The sequence below is a fragment of the Actinomadura chibensis NBRC 106107 genome (assembly GCF_001552135.1).
Taxonomy (GTDB): Bacteria; Actinomycetota; Actinomycetes; order Streptosporangiales; family Streptosporangiaceae; genus Spirillospora; species Spirillospora chibensis.
In genome coordinates, this window is sequence record NZ_BCQP01000015.1 from 20,730 (window position 1) to 43,175 (window position 22,446).

Genomic DNA, 22,446 nt, shown 5'->3' on the forward strand with positions numbered 1-22,446 from the left:
AAGTGTCCCACCACACGGGACGGCCGCGTTGCCCGAGGTGGGCCGCGCGGGAGAGGCTCGGCGTGCCAGCCGATGAGACGACGTGTGAAGGACGGCCCCATGGATCCGGGTTCGGTGGAGAAGGCCGCGGCCGCGCTGCTCGACGCCTACGCGACGCGCACCCCGGTGGCGCCGCTGACGGCGGGCCATCCGGACATGACGGTGGCCGACGCCTACGCGGTCCAGCAGGCGCAGGTCGAGGCGTGGACGGCGGCGGGCGCGCGGATCAAGGGCCACAAGGTCGGGCTGACCTCGGCCGCGATGCAGCGCCAGATGGGCGTCGACCAGCCGGACTTCGGCGTCCTGCTGGACACGATGTTCTTCCAGGACAGCGCCCCGATCCCCACGGGCCGCTTCCTGCAGCCGCGGATCGAGCCGGAGATCGCGTTCGTGCTCGGCCGCCCGCTCGCCGGGCCCGGCGCGACCGCCGCCGACGCGGTCGCCGCCGTCGAGTACGTGCTGCCCGCGCTGGAGGTCATCGACTCCCGCATCGCGGACTGGAAGATCACGCTGCCGGACACGATCGCGGACAACGCCTCCAGCGGCGGGGTGGTGCTCGGCACCCGCCCCGTCCGGCTGGACGGCCTGGACCTGTCGCTGATGGGGTGCCTGCTGCGCCGCGGCGGCGACCTGATCGACACGGGCGCGGGCGGCGCGGTGCTCGGCTCGCCGATCAACGCGCTGGTGTGGCTGGCGAACGTGCTCGGCGAGCGCGGGGTGTCGCTGGAGGCCGGGCACGTGGTGCTGCCCGGGTCGATCACCGCGGCCGTCCCGGTCGCGCCCGGCGACACGCTGACCGCGACGTTCGCGGGCGTCGGCACGGTGACCGCGCGGTTCGGGAAGGAGGAGCACTGATGAGCGAAGCGACCCGGGGGGCGCGGGGGGTCGCCCCCTCGCAGGGAGCACGGCGCAAGCTGACGGCCGCGATCGTCGGGCCCGGGAACATCGGCACCGACCTGCTGGTCAAGCTGACGCGCAGCGAGCTGATCGAGGTCCACTCGATGGTCGGGGTGGTGCCGGAGTCGGACGGCCTGGAGCGCGCCCGGAAGATGGGCGTCCCGGCGTCGGCGGAGGGGGTGGACTGGCTGCTCGCCCAGCCGACGAAGCCCGACCTCGTGTTCGAGGCGACCTCCGCGAAGGCGCACCTCGCCAACGCGCCCCGCTACGCGGAGGCGGGGATCACGGCGATCGACCTGACGCCCGCCGCGACGGGCCCGCTCGTGTGCCCGCCGGTGAACCTGGACACGCTGTCCGACGCCCCCAACCTCAACATGATCACGTGCGGCGGGCAGGCGACGATCCCGATCGTGCACGCCGTGTCGTCGGTGGTGCCGGTGCCGTACGCGGAGATCGTCGCGTCGATCGCGTCCCGCTCGGCGGGGCCGGGCACCCGCGCGAACATCGACGAGTTCACCCAGACGACCGCCCGCGCGATCGAGCGGGTCGGCGGCGCCGGACGGGGCAAGGCGATCATCATCCTGAACCCGGTCACCCCGCCGATGATCATGCGGGACACGGTGTTCTGCGCCATCCCGGAGGACACCGACACGAAGGCCGTGGCCGCGTCGATCGAGAAGATGGTCGCCGAGGTGCAGACCTACGTCCCCGGCTACACGCTGCGCGCCGAGCCGCAGTTCGACGAGCCCCGCGACATCTGGAACGGCATGGCCCGCGTCGCGGTGTTCCTTGAGGTCCGCGGCAACGGCGACTACCTGCCGCCGTGGGCCGGGAACCTCGACATCATGACCGCGGCCGCCGCCCGGGTCGGCGAGCAGCTCGCGCGCAGGAAGGCGACCTCATGACCGAGAAGATCAGGATCACCGACTCGACGCTGCGGGACGGCAGCCACGCGATGGCGCACCGCTTCACCGAGGAGCAGGTCCGCGGGGTCGTGCACGCGCTGGACGCCGCCGGGGTCGAGGTCATCGAGGTCACGCACGGCGACGGGCTCGGCGGGTCGTCCTTCAACTACGGCTTCTCGCTGGAGGACGACGTCAAGCTGGTCGCCGCCGCCGTTGACGAGGCGTCCCAGGCGAAGATCGCCGTCCTGCTGCTGCCGGGGCTCGGCACCGTCGAGGACCTGAGGCTCGCGCACGACGCGGGCGCGTCCGTCGCGCGGATCGCGACGCACTGCACCGAGGCGGACGTGTCGCTGCAGCACTTCGCGGCGGCCCGCGACCTCGGCATGGAGACGGTCGGCTTCCTGATGCTGTCGCACCGGATCGGCCCGGACGAGCTGGCGAAGCAGGCCCGGATCATGGTGGACGGCGGCGCCCAGTGCGTCTACGTCGTCGACTCGGCGGGCGCGCTCGTCCTCGGCGACGCGCAGGAGCGGATCAGCGCGCTGGTCAAGGAGATCGGGCACGAGGCGCAGGTCGGGTTCCACGGGCACCAGAACCTGTCGCTGGGCGTGGCGAACTCCGTCCTGGCGCAGCAGAACGGGGCCAGGCAGATCGACGGGGCGCTGTGCGCGCTCGGCGCGGGCGCGGGCAACTCCCCCACCGAGGTGCTGGTCGCGACGTTCGAGCGGCTCGGCGTCCCGACCGGCGTGGACGTGCAGGGCGCCCTCGCCGCGGCGGACGACGTCGTGAAGCCGTTCCTGCACCGGCTGCCGTTCGCCGACCGGGGCGCGATCACGCAGGGGTACGCGGGCGTGTACTCGAGCTTCCTGCTGCACGCGGAGCGGGCGGCGGAGCGCTACGGCGTCCCGGCGCACGAGATCCTGCAGAAGGTCGGCGAGGCCGGGTACGTCGGCGGCCAGGAGGACATGATCATCGACGTGGCGCTGCAGCTCGCCGCCGAGCGCGAGCGCGCCTCCTGACCCTGGTCGAAGCCGCTGAGCGGCCGTCCGGCACCGCCGGGCGGCCGCTCAACGATCTTTGCACGGTGCAACCGTTGGGATAGCTTGGGCGACATGACCCCCGAGGACCCGGCCGGCCAGGGCGCCGCGTCGACTCCTCGCGGGCGGGCGCGCCGCGACCAGCTGGTGCGGATCGGCCTCGACCTCCTCGCCGAGGGCGGCTGGCCCGCGATCACGGCGCGGGCCGTGGCCGACCGGGCCCGGATCCGGCCCGGCCTGCTCCACCACTACTTCAACGGGCTCCCCGGCCTGCACGTGGCGGTCGCGCGGCGCGCCACCGAGATGGTCGTCGACCCGGTGCTGGACGCGCTGCTCGCCGCGCCGGACACGGCGTCCGCGGTGGCCGCGATGCGCGCCGGGGTCCCGGCCGTGGCGGCCGAGCGCAACCTCAGGCTCGCCGCGGAACTGCTGGTCAGGGCGCTGCGCGACCCGCGGATGGGCGCCGAGCGGCGGGACTGGACGCGCGCCGTCCGGGGCCGGGTCGCCGCCCGGCTCGCCGAGACCTGCCCGGACTGGCCCGCCGAGCGCCGGGAGGGCACCGCGATGCTGTGCACGGCGGTGCTGGACGGCCTCATGCTGCAGCTGATCCTCGACCCGGACCAGCCCGCCGAACCGGCGCTCGCCGCGACCGCCGCCCTCGTCGCGAAACCGTAGCCGCCGCCGGGGGCGCCGGGGTCAGCCGCCGGGTCGGCCGCCGGGCCTGCCGGGGACGATCGCGACCGGGCACGGCGCGAGGCGCAGCATGCTGGAGCTGGTCGCGCCGAGCGGGTCGGTGCCCGTCCCGCGGTCGCCGAGCACGAGCAGCGCCGCGCCCGCCACCGCGTCCTGGAGCGCCTCGCACGGGCGCTCCAGCAGCAGCGACACGGTGACCTCGACCTTCGGCCAGCGGTCCCGCCACGGCGCGACGGCGTCCTCCAGCTCGGCGGCGCGCGTCTTCTCCAGCAGCTCCCGGTCGCTGAACAGCGCCAGCTCCGCGTCCATCACCGCGCCGGGCTCCCAGCAGCCGTACACGACGTGCAGGTCCCGCTCGCGCAGCGCGGCCTCCTCGAACGCGAAGCCGAGCGCGGCGTCGCAGCGGGACGTCCCGTCCACGCCGGCGACGACGGGGCCCGGCCCGCCGGTCGGGCCCCGGACGACGACCACCGGCCGGTCCGCCCGCGCGGGCACCTCCAGGGCGGTCGCGCCGGGGTCCAGCCGCTCGTGCGCGCCGATCACGATCAGCTCGGCGCCGCGGGACGCCTCCAGCAGCGCCGCCGCCGCGGGCCCGCGCACCAGCCGCCGCCGCACCGCGGGCGCGCCGAGCTCCCTGGCCCGCGCGACCCCGCGCTCCAGCAGGTTGTCGCCCGCCCGCCGCCTGATCGTCTCGGCGTCGCGGTCGACGTGCCCGCTCGCGTAGGGCCAGTGCCAGCAGTGGCACAGCTCCAGGTCGAGGTCGCGCCGGCGGGCCTCGTCCACGGCCCAGCCCAGCGCGGCGTCGTTCTCGGGCGTCCCGTCGAAGCCGAACAGGACGCTCGGTCTTCGGGTCCTTCCTCCGCGGTCCATATGCCTGCCCTCCTCCTGCCAGTCTGCGCGCATCCGGTCCACTCCAGAAGAGGACAAAGGTCCCTGGGAACGTGCCATCTCAACTCGTACGGCACTCCCGTGACGGGGACGCGCCGTCCGAGGCAAGAAGAGGTGATGGAATGGTCAAGGCCCATTGGTACCCGACCCCCGGACCGTAAACTCAGAGGTCATGATCAAGAGCGTCGGGCTCGGCCTGCTCCTGGGCGGCTGCATGGTCGTCGGCGGCGCCGCCGCCCTCCCCGCGAACGCCGCCCCGGACGGCGGCCTCGCCAGGGATCTGGACGCGATCCTCAGGGACGGGCGGCTGTCCGGCGCGGCGGTCGGCGTGGTCGTCCGCGACGCGCGGACGGGCCGCGTCCGCTACGACCGGGGCGGCGGGCGGCGGGTCATGCCCGCCTCCAACAACAAGCTCCAGACCTCCGCCGCCGCCTTCGAGATCCTCGGCGCCGGGTACCGGTTCCGGACGGCGGTGAGCGTCAGGGGCGGCGACCTCTACCTGAAGGGCACCGGCGACACGACGATGCGCGCGGCCGAGTATGACCGGCTGGCCGCCGCCGTCGCCGCCGCGGGCGTGCGGAAGGTCGGCGGCGACCTCGTCGCGGACGACACCTGGTTCGACGCCGACCGGGTCCCCGACGGCTGGGAGCCGGACGACCTCCAGTACGCCTACGCGGGGCGGACGTCGGCGCTGACCGTCTCGCCGAACGACGACTTCGACGCGGGCTCGGTCCAGGTCTCGGTCGCCGCGACGCGTCCGGGCGAGCCGGTCGCGGTGGGGCTCACCCCCGCCACCGGCGTCGTGAAGATCGACAACAGGGCGACCACGGGGGCGGCGGGGTCGCCGTCCACGCTCGCCGTGAACAGGGAGAACGGGTCCGACACGATCGTCGTGACCGGGTCGCACCCGGCGGACGCGGCGGACGCGACCGTCCTGCGGACGGTCGAGCGGCCGACGCTGTACGCGGCGGACGTGTTCCGCCGCGCGCTGGCGGCGCACGGCGTCCGCGTGACGGGCGCGACCAGGCGCGGCCGGACCCCGCCGGGCGCGCGGACCGTCGCGTCCCGGACGTCGATGCCGCTGTCCCGGCTCGCGGCGCCGTTCCTGAAGCTCAGCAACAACGTCATCGCCGAGACGCTCGTCAAGGCGATCGGCCGGAAGGCGCGCGGCGAGGGGACGTGGGCGGCCGGGCTGCCCGCCATCCGCGCCCGGCTCACCCGGCTCGGCGTCGACACGTCCCGGATCACGATGACCGACGGCTCCGGCCTCGGCCGCTCGAACCGCACGACGGCCACGCAGCTCGGCGCCCTGCTGCGGAGCGCGCGGCGGCAGCCGTGGTTCCCCGCCTGGTACGCGGCGCTGCCGGTCGCGGGGCGGCCCGGTCCGCTCGTCGGCGGGACGCTCGCGAACCGCATGCGCGGCACGGCCGCCGCCGGGAACGTGCACGCCAAGACGGGGACGCTGACCGGCGTCACCGCCCTGTCCGGCTACGTCACCGGCCCGGACGGCCGCAGGCTGATCTTCTCGATCGTGTTCAACGGCTACTCCGGCGGCGCGCCCAAGGACATCGAGGACGCGATCGCCGTCCGGCTCGCCGCCGGGCCCCGCGCGGCGGCGCGCTCGCGCGGCCTCGCCCCGGCGGACGGCGGCCGCCTCGAACCGACCTGGACGCGCGGCCTTCAGCCCTGAGCGACCGTGCGCAGCGCCCGGTACAGCAGGCCCGCGTCGCCGAGCCGGTGCCGGAGCACCTTCTCCAGCCCGCCGATCGGGACGAGGTTCTGCGGCGCGCGCGGATCCTTGTAGTCGACGCCCGCCAGCGCGGGAATGATCGCCGCGCTCTGGTCGGCCAGCTCCGCGACCGCCTTGCGGGGCAGGTCGGGAGCGGCCTCGCAGCGGGCGACGCCCGCCCACGGCGCGTCCGACGGGGTCGGCAGCCGCAGGTACCAGGAGTGCCGCGCCCAGCTCGTCGTCATCAGGAACACGGGCGTCCGCTGCCCCGGCCGCAGCGCCGCGAGCACCGACGCCTGCGCGCCCGTCAGGTAGGCGGCGTGGTGGGTCTTGACGTAGCCGACGGTGCGCGGCAGGTGGGCGCGTCCGCGCAGCGGGCCGTCAACGATGAGGAGGTCGTCGTCGTGGCCGGACTCCGTCCGGTACCGGGTGGCGAGACCGACCTCCACGTCCGTCAGCCGCCGCTGCAGCGCGAGCGAGAGCTGCTCGGCCGTGCCGCCCTGCGCCTTCTCCGCCTGGTAGGTGCCCGCCCAGGTGGCGACGTCGGCGGCGTGCGGGGACGGCGTGAACAGCGACCGGCGCACGTCCACCTCGGCCAGCTCCGCCGGGCGCCCCGGACGGCAGCGGACGAGCCCGGCGGCGCAGGACGCGGCGATGCCGGGGGCGGGCATGCCGCCGTCCGGGTCGGCGACCCACACCCGCGCCTCGACGCGGCGCACCCCGTCCGCGACGATCAGCCCGCCGGGCGGGAGCCCGGCCGCCGCCGGGGTGACCGGCCGCCACCGGTCGGCGGGCAGCTCCACGCCGAGGTCGAGCTGGCGGCGCGACCCGGCGTCCAGTTCGCCGAGCGCCTCGGCGGTGAGCGAGGTGGCGTACCCCGGGTCCCAGGGGTCGACGGTGATGGCGGCCCGCGGCGCCGTGGTCGTCCGTGCCATCAGACCGCCTTCTTCGTCAGGTGCGAGCCGGTGTTGTCGCGCGCCACGTCGAACCGGGCGGGGACCCGCTCGGCCAGCGCCGGGACGTGCGTGACGATCCCCACCATGCGGTCGCCGTTCGCCGTGAGCCGCTCCAGCGTCGTCGCGACCGTGTCGAGGGTCACCGGGTCGAGGGTGCCGAAGCCCTCGTCCAGGAAGATCGAGTCGAGGCTGCGGGCCGCGCCGCCGCCGAACCGGGCGACCTGGTCCGACAGGGCGAGCGCCAGGGCGAGGGACGCCTGGAACGTCTCGCCGCCGGACAGCGTCCGCACGCTGCGCCGCAGCCCCGCCTCGGTGTGGTCGGCCACCTCGATCGCGTTCCGGTCGTCGAGGACGAACTCGAACTGCCCGCCGGACAGCTCCCGCAGCGTCTGCGACGCGGTCTCCACCAGCACGGCGAGCGCCTCGCCGCACAGCCAGTTCTCGAAGTTGTTCGCGCGCAGGTGCCGGGCCAGGTCGTGCGCGACGGCGGCGTCGCGCTCATGGCGGCGGACCTCCTCGGCGAGCCTCCCGGCGAGCCGCCGGTCGTCGCGGACGCGGGCGAGGCGGTGCTCGGCCCGGTTCCGGGCCTCCACCACGGCCTCGCGGACGCCCTCCACGGACGCGGGCGCGGCGATGTCGTGGGCGGCCAGCTCCTCGGCGAGCGAGCCCCGCTGACCATCACGCCTCCGGTGGAGGGCGCCCAGGTCGTTCTCCAGCTCCCCGGCGGCTTGCTCGCGGCGGCCCCTCTCCTGGTCGCGCCAGGCGAGGAGGGCCGTCCAGGCGGCGTGCGGGTCGGACCGGTCGAGCGGCGGCGCGCCGAGCGCCACGACGGTGTCGCGCGCCGCGTCCAGCTTCGTGATCGCCTCGGCGGCCCTGTCGTCCAGCTCGGCGCGGCGCCGCTCGGCCCCGGCCAGCTCGTCGCGCGCGGCGCGGAGGCCGCGGCGCGCCTCCGCGGCGGCGGCCTCGGCCTCGGCGACGGCGCCGAGACGGCGGCGGACGTCGGCCTCTTCCGGGTGGGCCCCGATGTGCTCGGCCTGGACGGCGAGCTGCCGCGCGAGGCCGTCGAGGTGCGCTTCGAGCCGGGACAGCCCGCGTTCCAGGTTCCGGTGTTCGGCCTGCGCTTCGTCGAGGTCCCGCTTGCGGGCCTCGACGTCGCGGTCGGCGGCGCCGAGGGCGGGCGGCGCGTGGTGCTCGGGCGGGTCGGCGACCTCGCGCAGGCACACCGGGCACGGCTCTCCGGCGGACAGGCGCCGCGCCAGGTCGGCGGCGGTGTGCGCGTCCCGGACGCGCTGCCGCTCGCGCTCCGCCTCCTCGAGGTCCGCGCGGGCGGCGGCCGCCCTGCCCTCGGCGGCGTCCGTCTCCCGGCGGGCCCGCTCGGCGTCGGCGCGGGCGGTCTCGATCTCGGCGGTCACGCGGGCGTGCTCGCGGTGCGCCGTGGCGGCCAGGGCGAGGGCCGCCTTGTCGCCGAGGGCGTCGAGCCGTTCGCGCGCCGCGCCCTCCGCCCGCTCGTGCCGCGCCACCTCCCGCTTGAGGCGCTCCGTCTCGTCGGCGGCGGACCTCAGCTCGTCCGCGAGGGTCGGGACGTCCGCGGGCATGGCGAGCGCGGTCAGCGCGGCGAGCAGGTCGCGGGCGTGCTCGGCCTCGGACTCGCGTTCGCGGATCTCGGCGTCCGTCCGCTGGAGGTCGTCCAGGGCCGAGCGGACCCGGTCTTCGAGCGCCCGCACCTCGTTCAGGCGGCGGGCGGCCGCGTCCTCGGCGGCCTCGTCGGCGCCGTCCAGCTCGTCCAGCCTGGCCCGGGCCGAACCGGCGCGGGCCTCGGCCGCCTTCGCCTCCTCGCCCGCCCGCTTCATGATCGCCTCGAACACGCCGACGTCCAGGAGCTGGACGAGCAGGTCCTGCCGCTTCCTCGGCTCGGCCTGGAGGAAGTCGGCGAACCGCCCCTGCGGCAGGACGACGCACTGCGTGAAGTACCGGAACTCCAGCCCGGTGACCTTCTCGACGGCGGCGGTCACCCCCTCGCCCTCGGCCACCGACCGGACCTGGGCTCCGAGCATCGCCTCGATGCCGTCCGCCGGGTCGACGGACGGGTCGAGCTCGTCCAGCCGGGCCGTCTTGGTCGCCACCGTGCCCCGGCTGCTGCGGGCCAGCGCCCGGACGACCCCGTACCGGCGGCCCGCCGACTCGAACACCAGCGCCACCCGCCCCGAGTTCGCGGACGGCGCCAGCGCCAGCTTGATCACGTTCTCCTTGCCCCAGCGCGGCACCGATCCGTACAGCGCGAAGCAGATCGCGTCGATGACCGTGCTCTTCCCCGAGCCGGTCGGGCCGACGAGGACGAAGTAGTCGACGTCGTGCAGGTCCACCGAGGTGGGCGTCCGGTAGCTGCAGAAGTCGTCCATGTGGACGCACAGCGGGCGCATCAGGCGTCCCCTCCCCCATGCCCGTCGAGCTCGTCGTGCAGCCGGTCGAACAGCGCCACGACCCGTTCGTCCTCGTGGCCCCTGTGCTCCAGGTACGCGCGGAACAGCCCGCGCGGCGTCGGGGACTCGCCGCCGCCGGTCAGCGACGCCGGGCGGCGCGCGGCGGCGGGCCGGAACGCCTCGTCGACGTCGACGGTCAGCGCGTCCGGCAGGATCTCCCGGACGTCGTCGGCGAGCCCGGCGCGCGGCCGCTCGGCGACGACGACGCGCAGCCACGCGTCCGCGAGGTCGTCGCGCATCGCGGCCAGCTCGTCGAGCGTGCCGGTCACGGTGCGCAGGACCCGGGCGCCGCGCAGCGGCACCTCCCGCACCTCGGCCGGGCGCCCCGGCGAGGCGTCCACGACGAGGACGCCCGGCGTGTTCTGCTCCTCCCCGAAGTCGACCGCGATCGGGGAGCCGCTGTACCAGATGGGGCACGGGCCCGGCATGCGCTGCCGCCGGTGCAGGTGGCCGAGCGCCGCGTAGTGCGCGGACGGCGGGAACGCCGCCGACTCGAAGTAGTAGGAGAAGATCGTCTGCGCCTCGCGCTCGCCGCCGCCGAGCCGCCCGCCGGGCAGCGTGCCGTGCGCCGCGACGAGGTTCACGGTGTCGGACCCGAACCCGGCGGTGAGCGCGTCCGCGAGCCGCGCGAACCGGTCGGCGTAGTCGCGGTTGTGCTGGTCGGGCGTGCCGGTGAGCGCCTCAAGCGCGCGGACGACGTACCGCTGCGACAGGAACGGCATCGCCGCGAGCCGGACCGGCTCGCCGGACCGGGACGTCCACGCCAGGACGCCGCCGTCGTCCGGCCGCCGGAACCTGCCGACGACGTGGACGCCGAGGCGTCCGAGCACCGGCCGGTACACGTCGTCCAGCAGGCGCGGGTCGTCGTGGTTCCCCGCGAGCACGACCACCTCGCGGCCGTCCTCGCGCAGCGCCATCAGCGTCCGCATCACGAGGGCCTGCGAGGGCGGCGTCGGGACGGCGCCGTCGAACACGTCGCCCGCGACGACGACCGCGTCGACGTCCTCCTCCCGGGCGACGCCGACCAGCTCGTCCAGCACCCGCGCGTGCTCCTCGAACCGCGACCGGCCCCGGAGCACCTTGCCGACGTGCCAGTCGGCGGTGTGCAGGAATCTCATCTCCGCTCCCCGTGCGTCAGAACGGCGGGACCTCCTCGTCGGCGTCGGCGCCGAGCCCCGCGAACGGGTCGGCGCGCCCCGGCCCGGACCGCGCGGCGGGCGGCGGCGCCGCCTCGGCGGGACGGGTCGCCCACGCCGGGAACGGGAACTCCACCGCCAGCGGCACCGGGATCTCGGGCTGCCCGACGAACATCGTCCCCGGCTTGGCGATCGTGGCGCGGGCGCGCGCTGCGGGCGGCAGCCAGCCGTACTCGCCGCGGGACGCCTCCGCCGCGTCCAGCCGTCCCGCGACCCGGACCGCGCAGTTCGCGACGATCCGGCGCTCCACCTCCGACGCCGTCTGCTGCGCGCCGATCAGGATCACGCCGAGGGACCGGCCGCGCTCGGCCACGTCCAGCAGGATCTCCTTGATCGGGGAGCCGCCCTCGCGGGGCGCGTACTTGTTCAGCTCGTCCAGGACGACGAACAGCAGCGGCCGGGCGCTGCCCGTGCTCTCCTTCAGCGCGAACTCGCCGCGCAGCACCACGCCGACGACGAACCGCTGCGCCCGCTCCGGCAGGTTGTGCAGGTCGACGACGGTGACCTGCGACTCCGTCGCGATCGACGCCTTCGCCGACAGGTCGCCCCGGACGATCGGCGACAGCGCCCGCACCGACGACCGCAGCCTGCGCAGGAACGCGTTGACGGTGCCGAGCCCCATGAGCTGCGCGCCCCACGCGCGGCGGGCGTCCTCGTCGGTGAGCGCCTCCTCCACGAACCGGACGAGGTCGTCGTAGGTGCGGCAGACCACCGGCTCGGCGTCGTCGGTGGCGCGCAGCCGCACCGCGCCGCCGACGGGCTCGGCCGTGCGGGCGAGCCGCGCCGCGACCTGCCCGATCAGCATCGTGTACTGGGCCCGCTCGTCCTCGGCGTCGGCGAAGACGAAGCCCAGCAGCTCGTTCCGGCAGAACTCGGCGAGCGTCCAGTAGAAGGGGCTGACGTCCTGCGTGCGGGCGGACACGTGCGGCGTGCCGTTCGGGTCGCCCGGCCGCGGCGGCGCGTACACGTGGACGCTGCCGAACGGGTTCGGCTCCAGCCCGAGCCGCCGGTAGGCCTCGCGGGCGTCCGCGTCCAGCCGCTTGTTGGCGTGGTCGAGGAACAGCAGGTCCTCGCCCTTCACCGAGAAGATCAGCGCCTTGGTGTTGTGCGCCTCGGCGCCGAGCGCGCCCGAGTTGAAGATCGAGTAGAGCAGGAACGTGGCGAACGACGTCTTGGTCGCCACCCCGGAGATGCCGGAGATGGAGACGTGGGCGCCGCGCGTGCCGTCCAGGAAGTCCATGTTCACGTGGATCGGCTCGCCGTCGCGTCCGAGCCCGACCGGGACGCGCCGCTCCATCACGTCGAAGTACAGCGCCCGCTCCCGCTCCCGCTCCCCCGCGCGGGACGCGGTCGAGCCGGGCAGCGGCGGCACGTACACCTCCGGCTCGACCCGGGTGACCGTGACCTCGGCCGCCTCCACCACGGCCGCGGGCAGCACGCCCTCGGCGATCAGGAAGACGTCGGAGTCGTAGGCGGCGCCCTCGTGCCGGGCCTCGACGTTCGTGACCACCCCGGCGATCAGCACCTCGCCGCGTCCGGGCACGTCCCGGCGGGCCGCGATCACCTCGTCCAGCTGGACGACGGTGCCGGGCTCAAGCCCGACCCAGAACGACAGCGGCGTCGCCGACTGCGTCCCGAGCACCCGTCCGACGACCTGTCCCGCCGCCGCCTCGTCGGCCATGCGTCCCCACCCGAATCACCCGCGGACCACCAGTTCACGGCAGGGTAACCGCACCCGCGGACAAACCCGTGGCAACCCGCACCGATCCCCCTGACGAGCCCGCCACGCTACCCCACGTCACCGGACCGGCGACACGGGCCGCCGACACCGGTGCGTCGGATGCGGACGAGTGCGTCAGTCGCGGACGAGGAGGATCACGTCGTCCGCCCGTTCCGCGAAGCCGGGGTCCGTGATCGCGGCGAGACCGGTGAACGCGGACGCGAGGTGCCGCCTCGGCTGGTCCATGCCCCTGAGCGGCCGGACGAGGACGACGCCGGCCAGAATCGCGGCCATCGCCGAATGCGCGGCCCGCGCGTCGAACGGCGTCCATCGTTTCGTCATCGGCAGGACCATGCTGACGGCGAGTTCCAGCACCTTCTGGAGGTGGCCGCGGTCGAACCCGCTCGCGTGCCGGAAGTCGACGCCCTGCGCTCCGTGCAGGGCCTGCCGCAGGTTCCATTCGGGATCGTCGGCCGAGGAGTCGGCCATGGCGACGGTCTTGGCGATGAGCTCCGCCAGCCTCTTGCCGGGCGGGCCGCCGGCGGACTCGCGGCGGAGCACCTCGTAGGTCGTCATCAATCCGGTGACGTGCCGCCCATGGCCGGGACCGGCGGTGAGGGCGAGCGCCAGTTCCCGGGCATGCCAGTGATCGGCGTCCGCGGAGCCGTACGGGACCGGTTCCAGCGGTGGAAGGGGGCGCCGGGCGTCGCCGCCCTCCGCCAGAGCGGCCCCCCAGCAGCGACGGCACAGGTCGGTGAGGCGGGCGCGGTCGACCTCGGCGTAGTGCCCGTTCACCGGGACGTCCGTCGCGGTCAGGGTCCCGTCGGCGATGTTGAACGCCTGGCGCAGCTCGGCCGCGTCCACCGCGGGCGTCCCCGCGGTCGCCAGCCCGTCCACGCCGCGGGCCAGCGAGATCGCCGTCTGGATGGATCCGTTCACGCCGGCCGCTATCTCGGCGACGACCGCTCCCGCGGGCCGGTTGAAGAGAAGGTGAGACTGAGACCGCCGATATCCGACCAGGCTTCGCACATAGAACACGTGCTGTTCAATGGCCCAGGACAGCGAGTCGGCGTAGGCCTTCAGATTTCCGAGGTTCGTGTCCCACCGGCTGTCCGAGGCGCCCTCCATGGTCGCCGAAAGCCTTCTGACCAGATCGGAGCAATGCTCCCTGGCCACACCGAACGCGTCGATGACACCGGGCAGGTCGTCGAGTTCCGGAGGCCGTGTCCGCTCCGCGAGGAGCAGCCGATCACGCGCGTGGTCCAGGGCGACCACGAGCTTCTGGTGCGGCGTGCCGCGGACACCCCGCGCGGCGTCGCTGAAGGCGTTGGCGTACCCCAGTTCCAGACTCGTGACGGGCAGCCCCCGCCGTTGCCTGATCCGCAGGATGAGCCTGGCGTCGCCCATGCTCTCCGTCAGCGCGCGGGGCAGCTGGCGCTGCCACTCCGGGCTCGGGAGCCGAGGGCTCCGCCGGCTCCCCGGCCTCGCCAGCCGGATCTCGACGTGGCCCGCCCGCATCCACGGTGTGTGATCGGCGAGGACCGGCACGAGCCGGCCGTCGATCTTGGACACTTCCGCCGACGTCGGCAGCCGGTACCGCCGTCCGTCCTGGAGGATGTTGTTGACCCAGTTCACGAATCGCGCGACATCGTCGGGGAAGATCCCCGTCACAGGACTCTTCCCCCTCCTGGTCGCGCTGGACGGGCCGCTCGCCGCATGTCGCTGCGAAAGGTGCTCGTCCAGGAGGAACAGGGCGTAGTCCTCCACCGTGACGGGGTGCGCGCAGATGGCCGCCCGATCGTCGAGCCAGACGATGTCGCGGAGCCGCTGGTTGAGGGTCACCGCCGCGACCAGCCTGCGGTGCTGCACGTTCTCCGGGGAGTTGTCGTCCATCACGACCCGCATCGCCTGGTCCAGGCGGGCGCGGACGGCCGGCTCGATCTTCCGTGCCTCGTCCGCGCAGTCGAAGGCCAGGGCCAGCGCGTGGAAGGTGCGGGCGTTGAGGCAGGCGTTGATCACGGGTGTCGCGTCGCCGGCCGCCGCCCAGAGCAGCGTCGTCTCCCGCCACCACGCCTTGTTCACGTTGCCGGATAACAGCGAGAGGTAGGCCGGGTTCTCTCGGATATGGGCCGCGGCGAGGTGTTCCTGAAGCGTGAGGTGGGCGAATCCGTAGACGCCCTGCTCTCGTTCCACCAGCAGGCCGCTCTTGCGGACCTCCTCGAGAAACTCCGTGGCGGAGAGCGAGTTCTCTCCGGCGACGAACGTGAGGGGCGCCGCCACGACGGCGCACGCCTGCCCGACCGGGATGGCGCGTAACTCGTGGACCATCATGTGGAACGCCAACTGGCGGATGACGTTCTCCTTCTTCGCGCCGTCGAGCCCGGTGAGGTCGGCGAGGTCCTTGGACTCCTGTCGCCGGTGGATGAGGACGTCGCACATCTCCGCGTACAGTTCCGCGCGGCTCCCGGGAAGGGCCCCGCGATACCGGTGCACATGGGCGATCATCGTGAGCAGCAGCGGGTTCGCGGCGAGGTGGTAGAGCGCGACGCGGTCGCGCAGGCCCTTGAAGAGGTCGTCCGCCTTCTGCTCCGCCTGCTTGCGGATGTGTTCGTTCGTGGTGCCGTGCGCGCGCTGGTCGTTGGCGTAGTACCAGTAGCGCAGGAACTGCGCTATCTGGTCGGTGGTGAACCGCTGGACCTCGAGAATGTCGGCGGCCCGAAGGGGATTGGACAGGTATCCGTGCGGTCTGGACGTCAGCACGAAGGCGTTCCCCTGGTACCGGTGCATCTGAGCGTCGATCCAGGCGACGACCTTCTTGCGGTCCTTGGCGTCCGCGACCTCGTCCAGCCCGTCCAGCAGGACCACGCAGCGCTTCGCCGCGAGTTGCGCCCGCAGCCAGGAGGCGGGGACCCTGCCTTCGAGCCATTTCGCCGCGCCCGCGACCTCCGACAGGTCGCAGGGCCGGTCGCCGAGGATCATGTCCGCGTGATCGCGCAGGTAGAGGAGCACCGGGACGCGCCGCGCCCGGGGCGGCCACTGCCGGGTGCAGAGGTTCAGCGCGGTGTGCCTGACCAGGGTCGTCTTCCCCGATCCCGGAAGGCCGATGACGGCCAGCGTCCTGCCGGGCTCCAGGAAGGAGGTCAGCGGACGCCGCCTGTGATCGGTGTCCCTCGCCATCTGGACCGATTCGACGGCCGTGTCCTGCGGCGGCCGTGGACGCAGCGCGACGTCCACGTACACCTGTTCCATCCGGTGAACGTATTCCCCCTGAGTCAGCAGGCCGAGGGTCTCCATATAGGAGACCGACGCGCGTAATTGATCGACATAGACGCTGAACCTCCCCCTGAACGCCTTCTTATCCGACAGTTTCGCCCTCAGCGACTCGCAGTAGTGCAGTTCGAGCACCACTGCCAGAACGGCGAAGCCGAAGGCGAGGTAGGTGTAATGGAAGCTGAGTTTGCCGTCGCTGTAGATCTGGTTCACCGCCACACCGGCGGTGACCGTCGACGCCGCTAACGCAAAGAGCAGGGCGATGGCTGAAAGACGCCTCATCTGACGTGATTCCCCCGGGGGTGCGTTCTCACATATGTCGGACGATCGGTAGAGCTCCGCTCCGTACTCCTGCCGGGCGGTCGAAGTACGGGACGGTCAGACGAGGGCTTCGCAGTACCAGTGGACCTCGTAGAGGGGGCCCGGGTCGGGGCGTTGGCGGAGGCGCACCTCGTCGAAGCGCGGATAGTGCCACCGGCAGGACGCCGCCAGGTCGATGCGGTGCAGGGCGCCTCCGGGGTCCTGGCACCACCATTTGCGTCCGCCCTCGGTGTAGAGGGACGTCTCCTTGTAGCCGCGCTCCGCGCACTCGGCCGTCATCCGGTCCAGGCCGCCGACCTCGCGCCACTGCTTCGCGGGCGCCCGCGTGACCGTGACCGTGGGTTTCGCCGACGTCGGCGGCGCCGCCCCCTCGGCGGGACGCTCGCCGGACCTCCGGCCGACGGCGTAGACGACGCCGGTCGTCCCGAGCAGGATCAGCGCGGTCGCCCCGGCCGCGACCAGCGCGCGGCGCCCGGCGGAGCGCGGCGGCACCGTCCGGGGCGTGAACGCGGACGTGCCCGTCCCCGCCCGCGGCCCCGGCGGGGAGGGCGGCGGGATCGGGCCGGGACGCCATTCGCTGTGGATGATGTCGGTGGCCGCCTCCTCCGGCGCCTGCTCCCCCACCAGCCGGACGAGCAGGTCCTCCGCGGCCGGGCGCCGGGCCGGGTCGGGGTCGAGCGCCGCCCGGACGATCGGCAGGAGGTCCGCCGGCACGCCCGTCAGGTCGTACATGGCCTGCTGCGCGCGGGCGGCGAGGACGGGCATCGTCCCGGTGCCGAACGGGTTGCGCCCGGTCGCCGCGTACGCGACGAGCGTCCCCCAGGCGAAGACGTCGACGGCGGTGCCGACCCGCCCCTCGAACGCCTGCTCCGGGGCGACGTAGCCGGGGCTGCCGATGACGGCGCCGGTCTGGGTGTGGTGGTCCTCGGAGTCCAGCGCGCGGGCGATGCCGAAGTCGATCACGCGGGGCCCGTCGGCGGCGAGCAGCACGTTGCGCGGCTTGAGGTCGCGGTGCACGAGCCGGACCGCGTGGATCGCGGTCAGCGCGGTCGCGACGCCGACCGCGAGGCTGCGCAGCGCGCCGGGCGGGAACCCGCCGTGCGCCTTGATGTAGTCGGTGAGGGACGGCCCGTCGATGTACTCGGTGACGAGGTAGGGCGCCCCGCCGGACTCGCCGTGGTCGAGGACCCGCGCCGTGCAGAACGACGCGACGCGCCGGGCGTTCGCGACCTCGGTGGCGAACCGGGCGCGGAACGCGGGGTCGCGGGCCAGCTCGCCGCGGATCACCTTGACGGCGGCCTTCCGGCCGGACGGGGCGAGCCCCAGGTACACCACGCCCATGCCGCCCTCGCCGAGGCGGCCGAGGAGGCGGTGCGTCCCGACGGACTCGGGGTCGCCGGGGTCGAGCGGACGGACGCCGGCCCCGGCGGACCAGCCCGGAGGGTTCTGTGGGGTCATCGATTCGGTCGTCCTGATGGCGTGTGTCGGCGGCAGGAGGCATGCGGGGACGGCGCGGACGGTCCGCGGCCACGGCAGCAGGCTCCCATCCGGGCAGGGCGCGTGCAATCGACATGTCGCTTTGCGTGAAGTCCGCCGTTTCGGCCCCGCGGAAGGCCGCCGGGGCGAGGACGCCGGGGCGGGGCCGGGTGGCGCGGCACACCCGGGAGGGCGGGCGTGCCGCGCCGCCTCGCACCGGACGAGGTGGCCCGGGGCCACCGGCGCCTCGGTGGGCACCCGTGCCACCGAGGAACCTCTCGCCGGAGGGCGGACGCGGCCCGCCGGACCACCGGCCCCCGCGCCGATTCCCTCCCGCCGCGCCCCGTTCCCGCGCGTCTTCGTCGGACACTAGCGAGAGGGTCCTTACCGATCGCTAACCGGAATGCGCGGCGCGTCAGCCGATCATGTCCCGGGAACGCAGCCGCTCCTCGACGGAGGAGCGGCCGGCCGCGTCGTCGATCCGCTGGAACAGCTCGCGCGCCTCCGTCCAGGACGCGCGGGCGGCGTCGTGGTCGCCGCCGGCGGAGTGGGCGTCGCCGAGCGTCCGCAGGGCGCGGGCCAGGAACGGGATCCAGCCGCGGGTGCGCCACACCTGCACCGACCGTTCGAGGGACGCGACCGCGCCCGGCAGGTCGCCCTCCGCCAGGTTCAGCTCGCCGAGGACGCCGAGCGCGTCCGCGAGATGGTGCCGGAAGTTGCCCGCCTGGCTGTAGGCGAGGGCGAGGTCGAGGGTCGGCCTGGCCCGCTCGTCCCCGGTGGCGACGAACAGCTTGGACAGGTAGAGGAGGGAGAACGTCTCCAGGTAGCGGTCGTCGAGGCTCCGCGCCATCGCGACGGACTCGTCGAGCAGCGCGCGGCCGCCCTCGATGTCGCCGCACAGCGCCTTCGCCGCGCCGAGGAACTGCACGATCGTCGCGACGAAGCGCGGGTTGCCGACCCGCTCGGCGATGACGAGCGCCCGTTCCAGGCACTCGCGGGCGGGCCGCGGGTTCTCCTCCCCGTGGACGACGGCCATGACGTGCAGGGCCCGCGCCTGCCCGCTCTCGTAGCCCGCGCCGCGCGCGACGCGCAGCGCCCGCTCGGCGAGCTCGAACGCCTCGCTGTTCTCGCCGTCGGCGACCCGTCCCCAGACCATCGCGACCATCGCGTCGGCCATCCCGACGGGGTCGTCCAGCTCGGTGAACAGGTCGAGGAGGCGGGCGGCCATCGCGCGCATGCGCGTCATCGCCGGTCCGGGCCCGGCGGGCGACGTCCACGTGATCACTTCGAGCAGGCCGCGCAGGAGCACGGCCTCGCCGCGCCGGTTCCCCGTCCGCTCGCACAGGCCGAGGGCCCGCTCGTGCATGCGCCGCCAGTCGTCGTACAGCGCGCGGACGTCGCAGTACCGCTCCATCGAGGCGGCGAGGTCCCAGGCGTGGTCGGCGAGGCCCAGGTCGACGGCCTGCCCGACGGCGGCGACGAGGGCGGCGCGCTCGGCGGCGAACCAGGCCATCGGGTCCGCGGGCGGACGGCCCCCGCCGGGCGGCGTCCACCGCTCCGCCGGGCCGTGCATCAGCGCGTAGCACGGCCCGGGGACGTGCTCGGCGGCCTGTTCGGCGAGCGCCAGCCAGCCGCCGAGGGCGCGCCGCAGGGCGGCGGTGCGCTCGGCCTCGGTGTCGTCGCGTTCGGCCAGCTCGCGGGCGTACAGCCGGAGGAGGTCGTGCAGCCGGTACCTGACCTCGCCGGTCTCGTCCACGCCCGCGACGGTGACGAGGTGCGCGTCCACGAGGGTTTCGAGCTGGCGGCGCGCGTCGAGCTCGGGGACGTCGAGGAGGGCGGCGACCGTCCGGCAGGCGAAGTCGGGGGCGTCGAGCAGGCCGGTCAGCCGGAACGCGCGCTGCGCCCGCGCGGGCAGCAGCCGGTAGCTCATCGCGAACCCGGCCCTGACCTCCAGGTCGCCCGCGACCAGCTCGTCCAGGCGGCGGCGCTCCTCGCGGAGGATGTCGGCGAGGTGCGCCAGCGTCCAGTGGCCGCGGCCGAGCAGCCGGGCCGCCGCGATCCGCACCGCGAGCGGGACGTGCCCGCACAGCCGGGCGATCTCCACCGCGACGCCCGGCTCGGCGGCGACGCGCTGCTCCCCCACGATGCTCGTGATCAGCTCGACCGCCTGGGTGGACGGCAGCACGTCCAGTTCGAGCGGCTTCGCGCCCTCCAGGCCGAGCAGGGCGTTGCGGCTGGTGACGAGCACGGCCGCGTCCGGGGTGCCAGGCAGCAGCGGCCGGACCTGGCTCTCCCGCGCCGCGTTGTCGAGGACGACGAGGATCCGCCGCCCGGCGAGGCGGCTCCGGTAGAGCGCGACGCGCTCGTCCAGGGACGGCGGGACGCCCGCGCCCGGCATGCCGAGCGTGCGCAGGAACCGGCCGAGCACCTCGCCGGGTTCGGCGGGGCTGGCCGAGTCGCCGTGCAGGTTCGCGTAGAGCTGGCCGTCGGGGAAGAAGTTCGCGATCTGGTGGGCGACGTGGACGGCGACCGTGGTCTTGCCGACGCCGCCCATCCCGGCGACGGTGGCGACGGCGACCGAGCGGTGGCGGCCCGTCCCGGCGCCGCCGATGAGCCGCTCCGCCAGCTCGGCGACCTCGATGGTGCGGCCGGTGAAGTCGGGGATGTCGGGCGGGAGCTGCGCGGGCGGGGGCCCCGGCGCGGGCGGCTCGGCCGCTGGCCCCGGCTCGTCCTTGCCGCCCGGCTCGTCCTGGTCGGCGGACAGCGCCCGCATGTGCGCGCGCCGCGCCCGCTCGCTCGGCTGGACGCCCAGCTCGGCGTCCAGCCGCTCGCCGAGCCGCCGGTAGACGCGCAGGGCCTCGGCCCGCCGCCCGCTCGCCGCGAGCAGGTCCATGAGGGCGGCGTGCAGCGGCTCGTCGAACGGGAACTCCTCGGTCAGCGCGGTGACGGCGGCGACCGCGCCCTCCGGCGAGCCCGCCGCCAGGGCCGCGGCGGCGAGGTCCATCCCGGCGCGGCGGATCTCCTCCTCCAGGCCGCGGACGAGCGGGTCGTCCCGGTCGATGCGGGGCAGCCCGGCGAGCAGCGGCCCCTTCCGCTCGGCGAACGCCGACGACAGCGCCCGGTACCGGCGCGCGGGCTCGGTCAGCGAGCCCGCCTCGCCGGTGAGCGCGCGGAACCGGCCGAGGTCGGAGCGGTCGGCGGCGTGGTGGAACAGGTAGCCGTCGCGGTAGCTGATCTCGGTCCGGTCGGGACGGCCCGCGTCGAGGGAGGCGAGCCATTTCCGCAGCCGCGACACGCCGACGTGGACCGACTGGCGGCTCGTCTCCCACGCGCGGTCGGCCCACACCAGTTCGGCGAGGCGGTCGGCGGACAGCGGCTCGCCCCGTCCGATGAGCAGCACGCCGAGCAGCCCCTGCAGGACGGGCGAGCGCGGCGGCGCCACCTCGGCGCCGTCGACCCCGACCGACAGCGGGCCGAGGACCCGGAAGGACACACCCTCTGCGCTCACGCCCGCGACACCTCCGCCGAACGCCAATCAGGAGCCATTACGACGTATGCCGTCAACGGACCGATTTGATCGGTTGGACGAGGAATCCGCCCAACACGGCCATGCCCGCCGCGAGGAAGAACAGCATCGGGTAACCACCGTACGCGACGCTCTCCGCGGCGACGACCGGGGCTATCGCGACGGCGGCGCTGGTGGACATGTTCATCGTCCCGAGATCCTTGCCGCGGTCGCCCTCGCTGCGCAGCAGTTGCGTCGCGAGCGCCTGGTCGACGGCGAGGTAGGCGCCGTATCCCGCGCCGAGCGCGGTGGCCGCCGCGACGGCCGTCGGCCAGGTCGGGACGAGCGCCATTCCGGTGAGCGCCCCGGCCATCAGGACGGCGGCGAGAATGACGAAGACCTTGCGCTTGCGGACCCGGTCGGAAATCCGGCCGACCACCAGGCTCACGGTGACGATCCCCGCCGTGTAAAGGAGGCTGAGCACGGCCACGCCCTTGGCCGGATCGCCCATCTTGATCTGGTCACGGAGAAAGTAGAGCAGATAGATGGTCGCGAGCGAGGTCGCGAACTGCGCGGCGAACCGGCCGGCCCACGCCCAGCCGAAATCCCGGCCGAGGGCGGACGGGTCGGGCAGCCAGCGGCCGACCGGGCTCGGCTCGGCGGCGGCGGGGACGTCCCGTCCGATCAGCGCGTACGGCAGCGCGAGCACCACGACCAGGGCGGCGACGACCGGGTACCCGACGCCGACGGAGAGGCCGGAGACGAGCAGCGTGCCGAGCACCAGGCCGAGCGGCTGGGCGAACCCGAGAATGGCGAACACCGTGCCGCGGCGGTGCACCGGCACCTTGTCGGGGATGATGGCGCACAATACGGCGTGAATTCCGCCGACGCCGCCGTGCACGATCGTCCAGCAGATCCCGACGACGACCACCGACGATTGCCGGGACATCGTCAGAAGGGCGGCGGCGCAGCAGGCGATGCCGCCGAGCACCCAGCAGCGGCGCTTTCCGAAACCCCATCGCGTGCGGTCGGAAAGGGCGCCCATGACGGGCGCGGCGAGCACGGCCGCGACCGCGCCCGAGGTGGTCACGGCGCCCATCAGCCACACTTTGTCGGACGGGTCGATCGCCTCGATCTGACTGGGCAGCAGGACCTGCGCCGCCGCGAGGAGGCCGATCCACATCCCGAGGGTGACCCCGAACAGCGCGAATACCCAGGAATACGACGGATCCTCGAATTCGGCGGATTCCGCAGCCGGGGAGGCCGCCACGGAAAGAGGTTTCTCCACTGCGAATTCCCCGAATCCCTTACCCTCGAAAGCCGGTGACACGTGG

At 74.5% G+C, this 22,446-nt stretch carries 14 protein-coding genes; 5 read left to right on the forward strand and 9 right to left on the reverse strand.

Annotated elements, in window-relative coordinates; all coding sequences use genetic code 11:
• Nucleotides 1-99: 99 nt before the first annotated feature.
• The 4 genes from ACH01S_RS08320 to ACH01S_RS08335 all read left to right on the forward strand — a co-directional run bounded on the left by ACH01S_RS08320 (nucleotide 100) and on the right by ACH01S_RS08335 (nucleotide 3,553).
• Nucleotides 100-894, forward strand: a complete 795-nt coding sequence (locus ACH01S_RS08320; protein WP_067887375.1) for a 2-keto-4-pentenoate hydratase — start codon at nucleotides 100-102, stop codon at nucleotides 892-894.
• On the forward strand, nucleotides 894-1,841 hold the full coding sequence (locus ACH01S_RS08325) for an acetaldehyde dehydrogenase (acetylating) (protein ID WP_083980455.1): 948 nt from the start codon (nucleotides 894-896) through the stop codon (nucleotides 1,839-1,841). Before ACH01S_RS08320 ends, ACH01S_RS08325 begins: the two co-directional genes overlap by 1 nt.
• Nucleotides 1,838-2,860 (forward strand): 4-hydroxy-2-oxovalerate aldolase, encoded by a 1,023-nt coding sequence (gene dmpG, locus ACH01S_RS08330; protein ID WP_067887378.1) that lies wholly within the window; start codon nucleotides 1,838-1,840, stop codon nucleotides 2,858-2,860. Before ACH01S_RS08325 ends, dmpG begins: the two co-directional genes overlap by 4 nt.
• A 93-nt stretch (nucleotides 2,861-2,953) precedes the next feature.
• Nucleotides 2,954-3,553 carry a TetR/AcrR family transcriptional regulator gene (locus ACH01S_RS08335; protein WP_067887782.1) on the forward strand — a complete coding sequence of 200 codons (600 nt, stop codon included), beginning with the start codon at nucleotides 2,954-2,956 and terminating at the stop codon, nucleotides 3,551-3,553.
• Nucleotides 3,554-3,574: 21 nt separating this feature from the next.
• Here the strand turns inward: ACH01S_RS08335 and ACH01S_RS08340 are convergent, their stop codons facing one another.
• Complete coding sequence (locus ACH01S_RS08340; protein ID WP_246237079.1) at nucleotides 3,575-4,474, reverse strand: universal stress protein; 900 nt, start codon at nucleotides 4,472-4,474, stop codon at nucleotides 3,575-3,577.
• Nucleotides 4,475-4,631: 157 nt separating this feature from the next.
• Here ACH01S_RS08340 and dacB point away from each other — a divergent pair, with 157 nt between their 5' ends.
• Nucleotides 4,632-6,149, forward strand: coding sequence for a D-alanyl-D-alanine carboxypeptidase/D-alanyl-D-alanine endopeptidase (dacB, locus tag ACH01S_RS08345; protein ID WP_067887384.1), 1,518 nt, complete (start codon nucleotides 4,632-4,634; stop codon nucleotides 6,147-6,149).
• Here the strand turns inward: dacB and ACH01S_RS08350 are convergent.
• The 8 genes from ACH01S_RS08350 to ACH01S_RS08385 form a co-directional block, all read right to left on the reverse strand.
• Nucleotides 6,140-7,123 carry a hypothetical protein gene (locus ACH01S_RS08350; RefSeq protein ID WP_067887387.1) on the reverse strand — a complete coding sequence of 328 codons (984 nt, stop codon included), beginning with the start codon at nucleotides 7,121-7,123 and terminating at the stop codon, nucleotides 6,140-6,142. The genes dacB and ACH01S_RS08350 overlap by 10 nt on opposite strands.
• Nucleotides 7,123-9,564 carry an AAA family ATPase gene (locus ACH01S_RS08355; protein WP_067887391.1) on the reverse strand — a complete coding sequence of 814 codons (2,442 nt, stop codon included), beginning with the start codon at nucleotides 9,562-9,564 and terminating at the stop codon, nucleotides 7,123-7,125. Before ACH01S_RS08355 ends, ACH01S_RS08350 begins: the two co-directional genes overlap by 1 nt.
• The gene (locus ACH01S_RS08360) at nucleotides 9,564-10,742 is read right to left on the reverse strand and encodes a metallophosphoesterase family protein (protein ID WP_067887394.1); all 1,179 of its coding nucleotides are present in this window, start codon (nucleotides 10,740-10,742) and stop codon (nucleotides 9,564-9,566) included. The genes ACH01S_RS08355 and ACH01S_RS08360 overlap by 1 nt, the downstream gene beginning before the upstream one ends.
• A gap of 16 nt (nucleotides 10,743-10,758) precedes the next feature.
• Nucleotides 10,759-12,501 (reverse strand): ATP-binding protein, encoded by a 1,743-nt coding sequence (locus tag ACH01S_RS08365; RefSeq protein ID WP_067887396.1) that lies wholly within the window; start codon nucleotides 12,499-12,501, stop codon nucleotides 10,759-10,761.
• 174 nt (nucleotides 12,502-12,675) lie between these two features.
• A complete protein-coding gene (locus ACH01S_RS08370; RefSeq protein ID WP_083980456.1) occupies nucleotides 12,676-16,092 on the reverse strand; it encodes an NACHT domain-containing protein in 3,417 nt (1,138 codons plus the stop codon).
• Nucleotides 16,093-16,188: 96 nt separating this feature from the next.
• On the reverse strand, nucleotides 16,189-17,589 hold the full coding sequence (locus tag ACH01S_RS45135; RefSeq protein ID WP_067887404.1) for a serine/threonine-protein kinase: 1,401 nt from the start codon (nucleotides 17,587-17,589) through the stop codon (nucleotides 16,189-16,191).
• A 433-nt stretch (nucleotides 17,590-18,022) separates the two neighbouring features.
• Entirely contained in the window at nucleotides 18,023-21,115 is a 3,093-nt protein-coding gene (locus ACH01S_RS08380) for an ATP-binding protein (RefSeq protein WP_169809227.1), read from the reverse strand.
• A gap of 52 nt (nucleotides 21,116-21,167) precedes the next feature.
• Nucleotides 21,168-22,382 carry an MFS transporter gene (locus ACH01S_RS08385; RefSeq protein WP_169809228.1) on the reverse strand — a complete coding sequence of 405 codons (1,215 nt, stop codon included), beginning with the start codon at nucleotides 22,380-22,382 and terminating at the stop codon, nucleotides 21,168-21,170.
• Nucleotides 22,383-22,446: the final 64 nt, after the last annotated feature.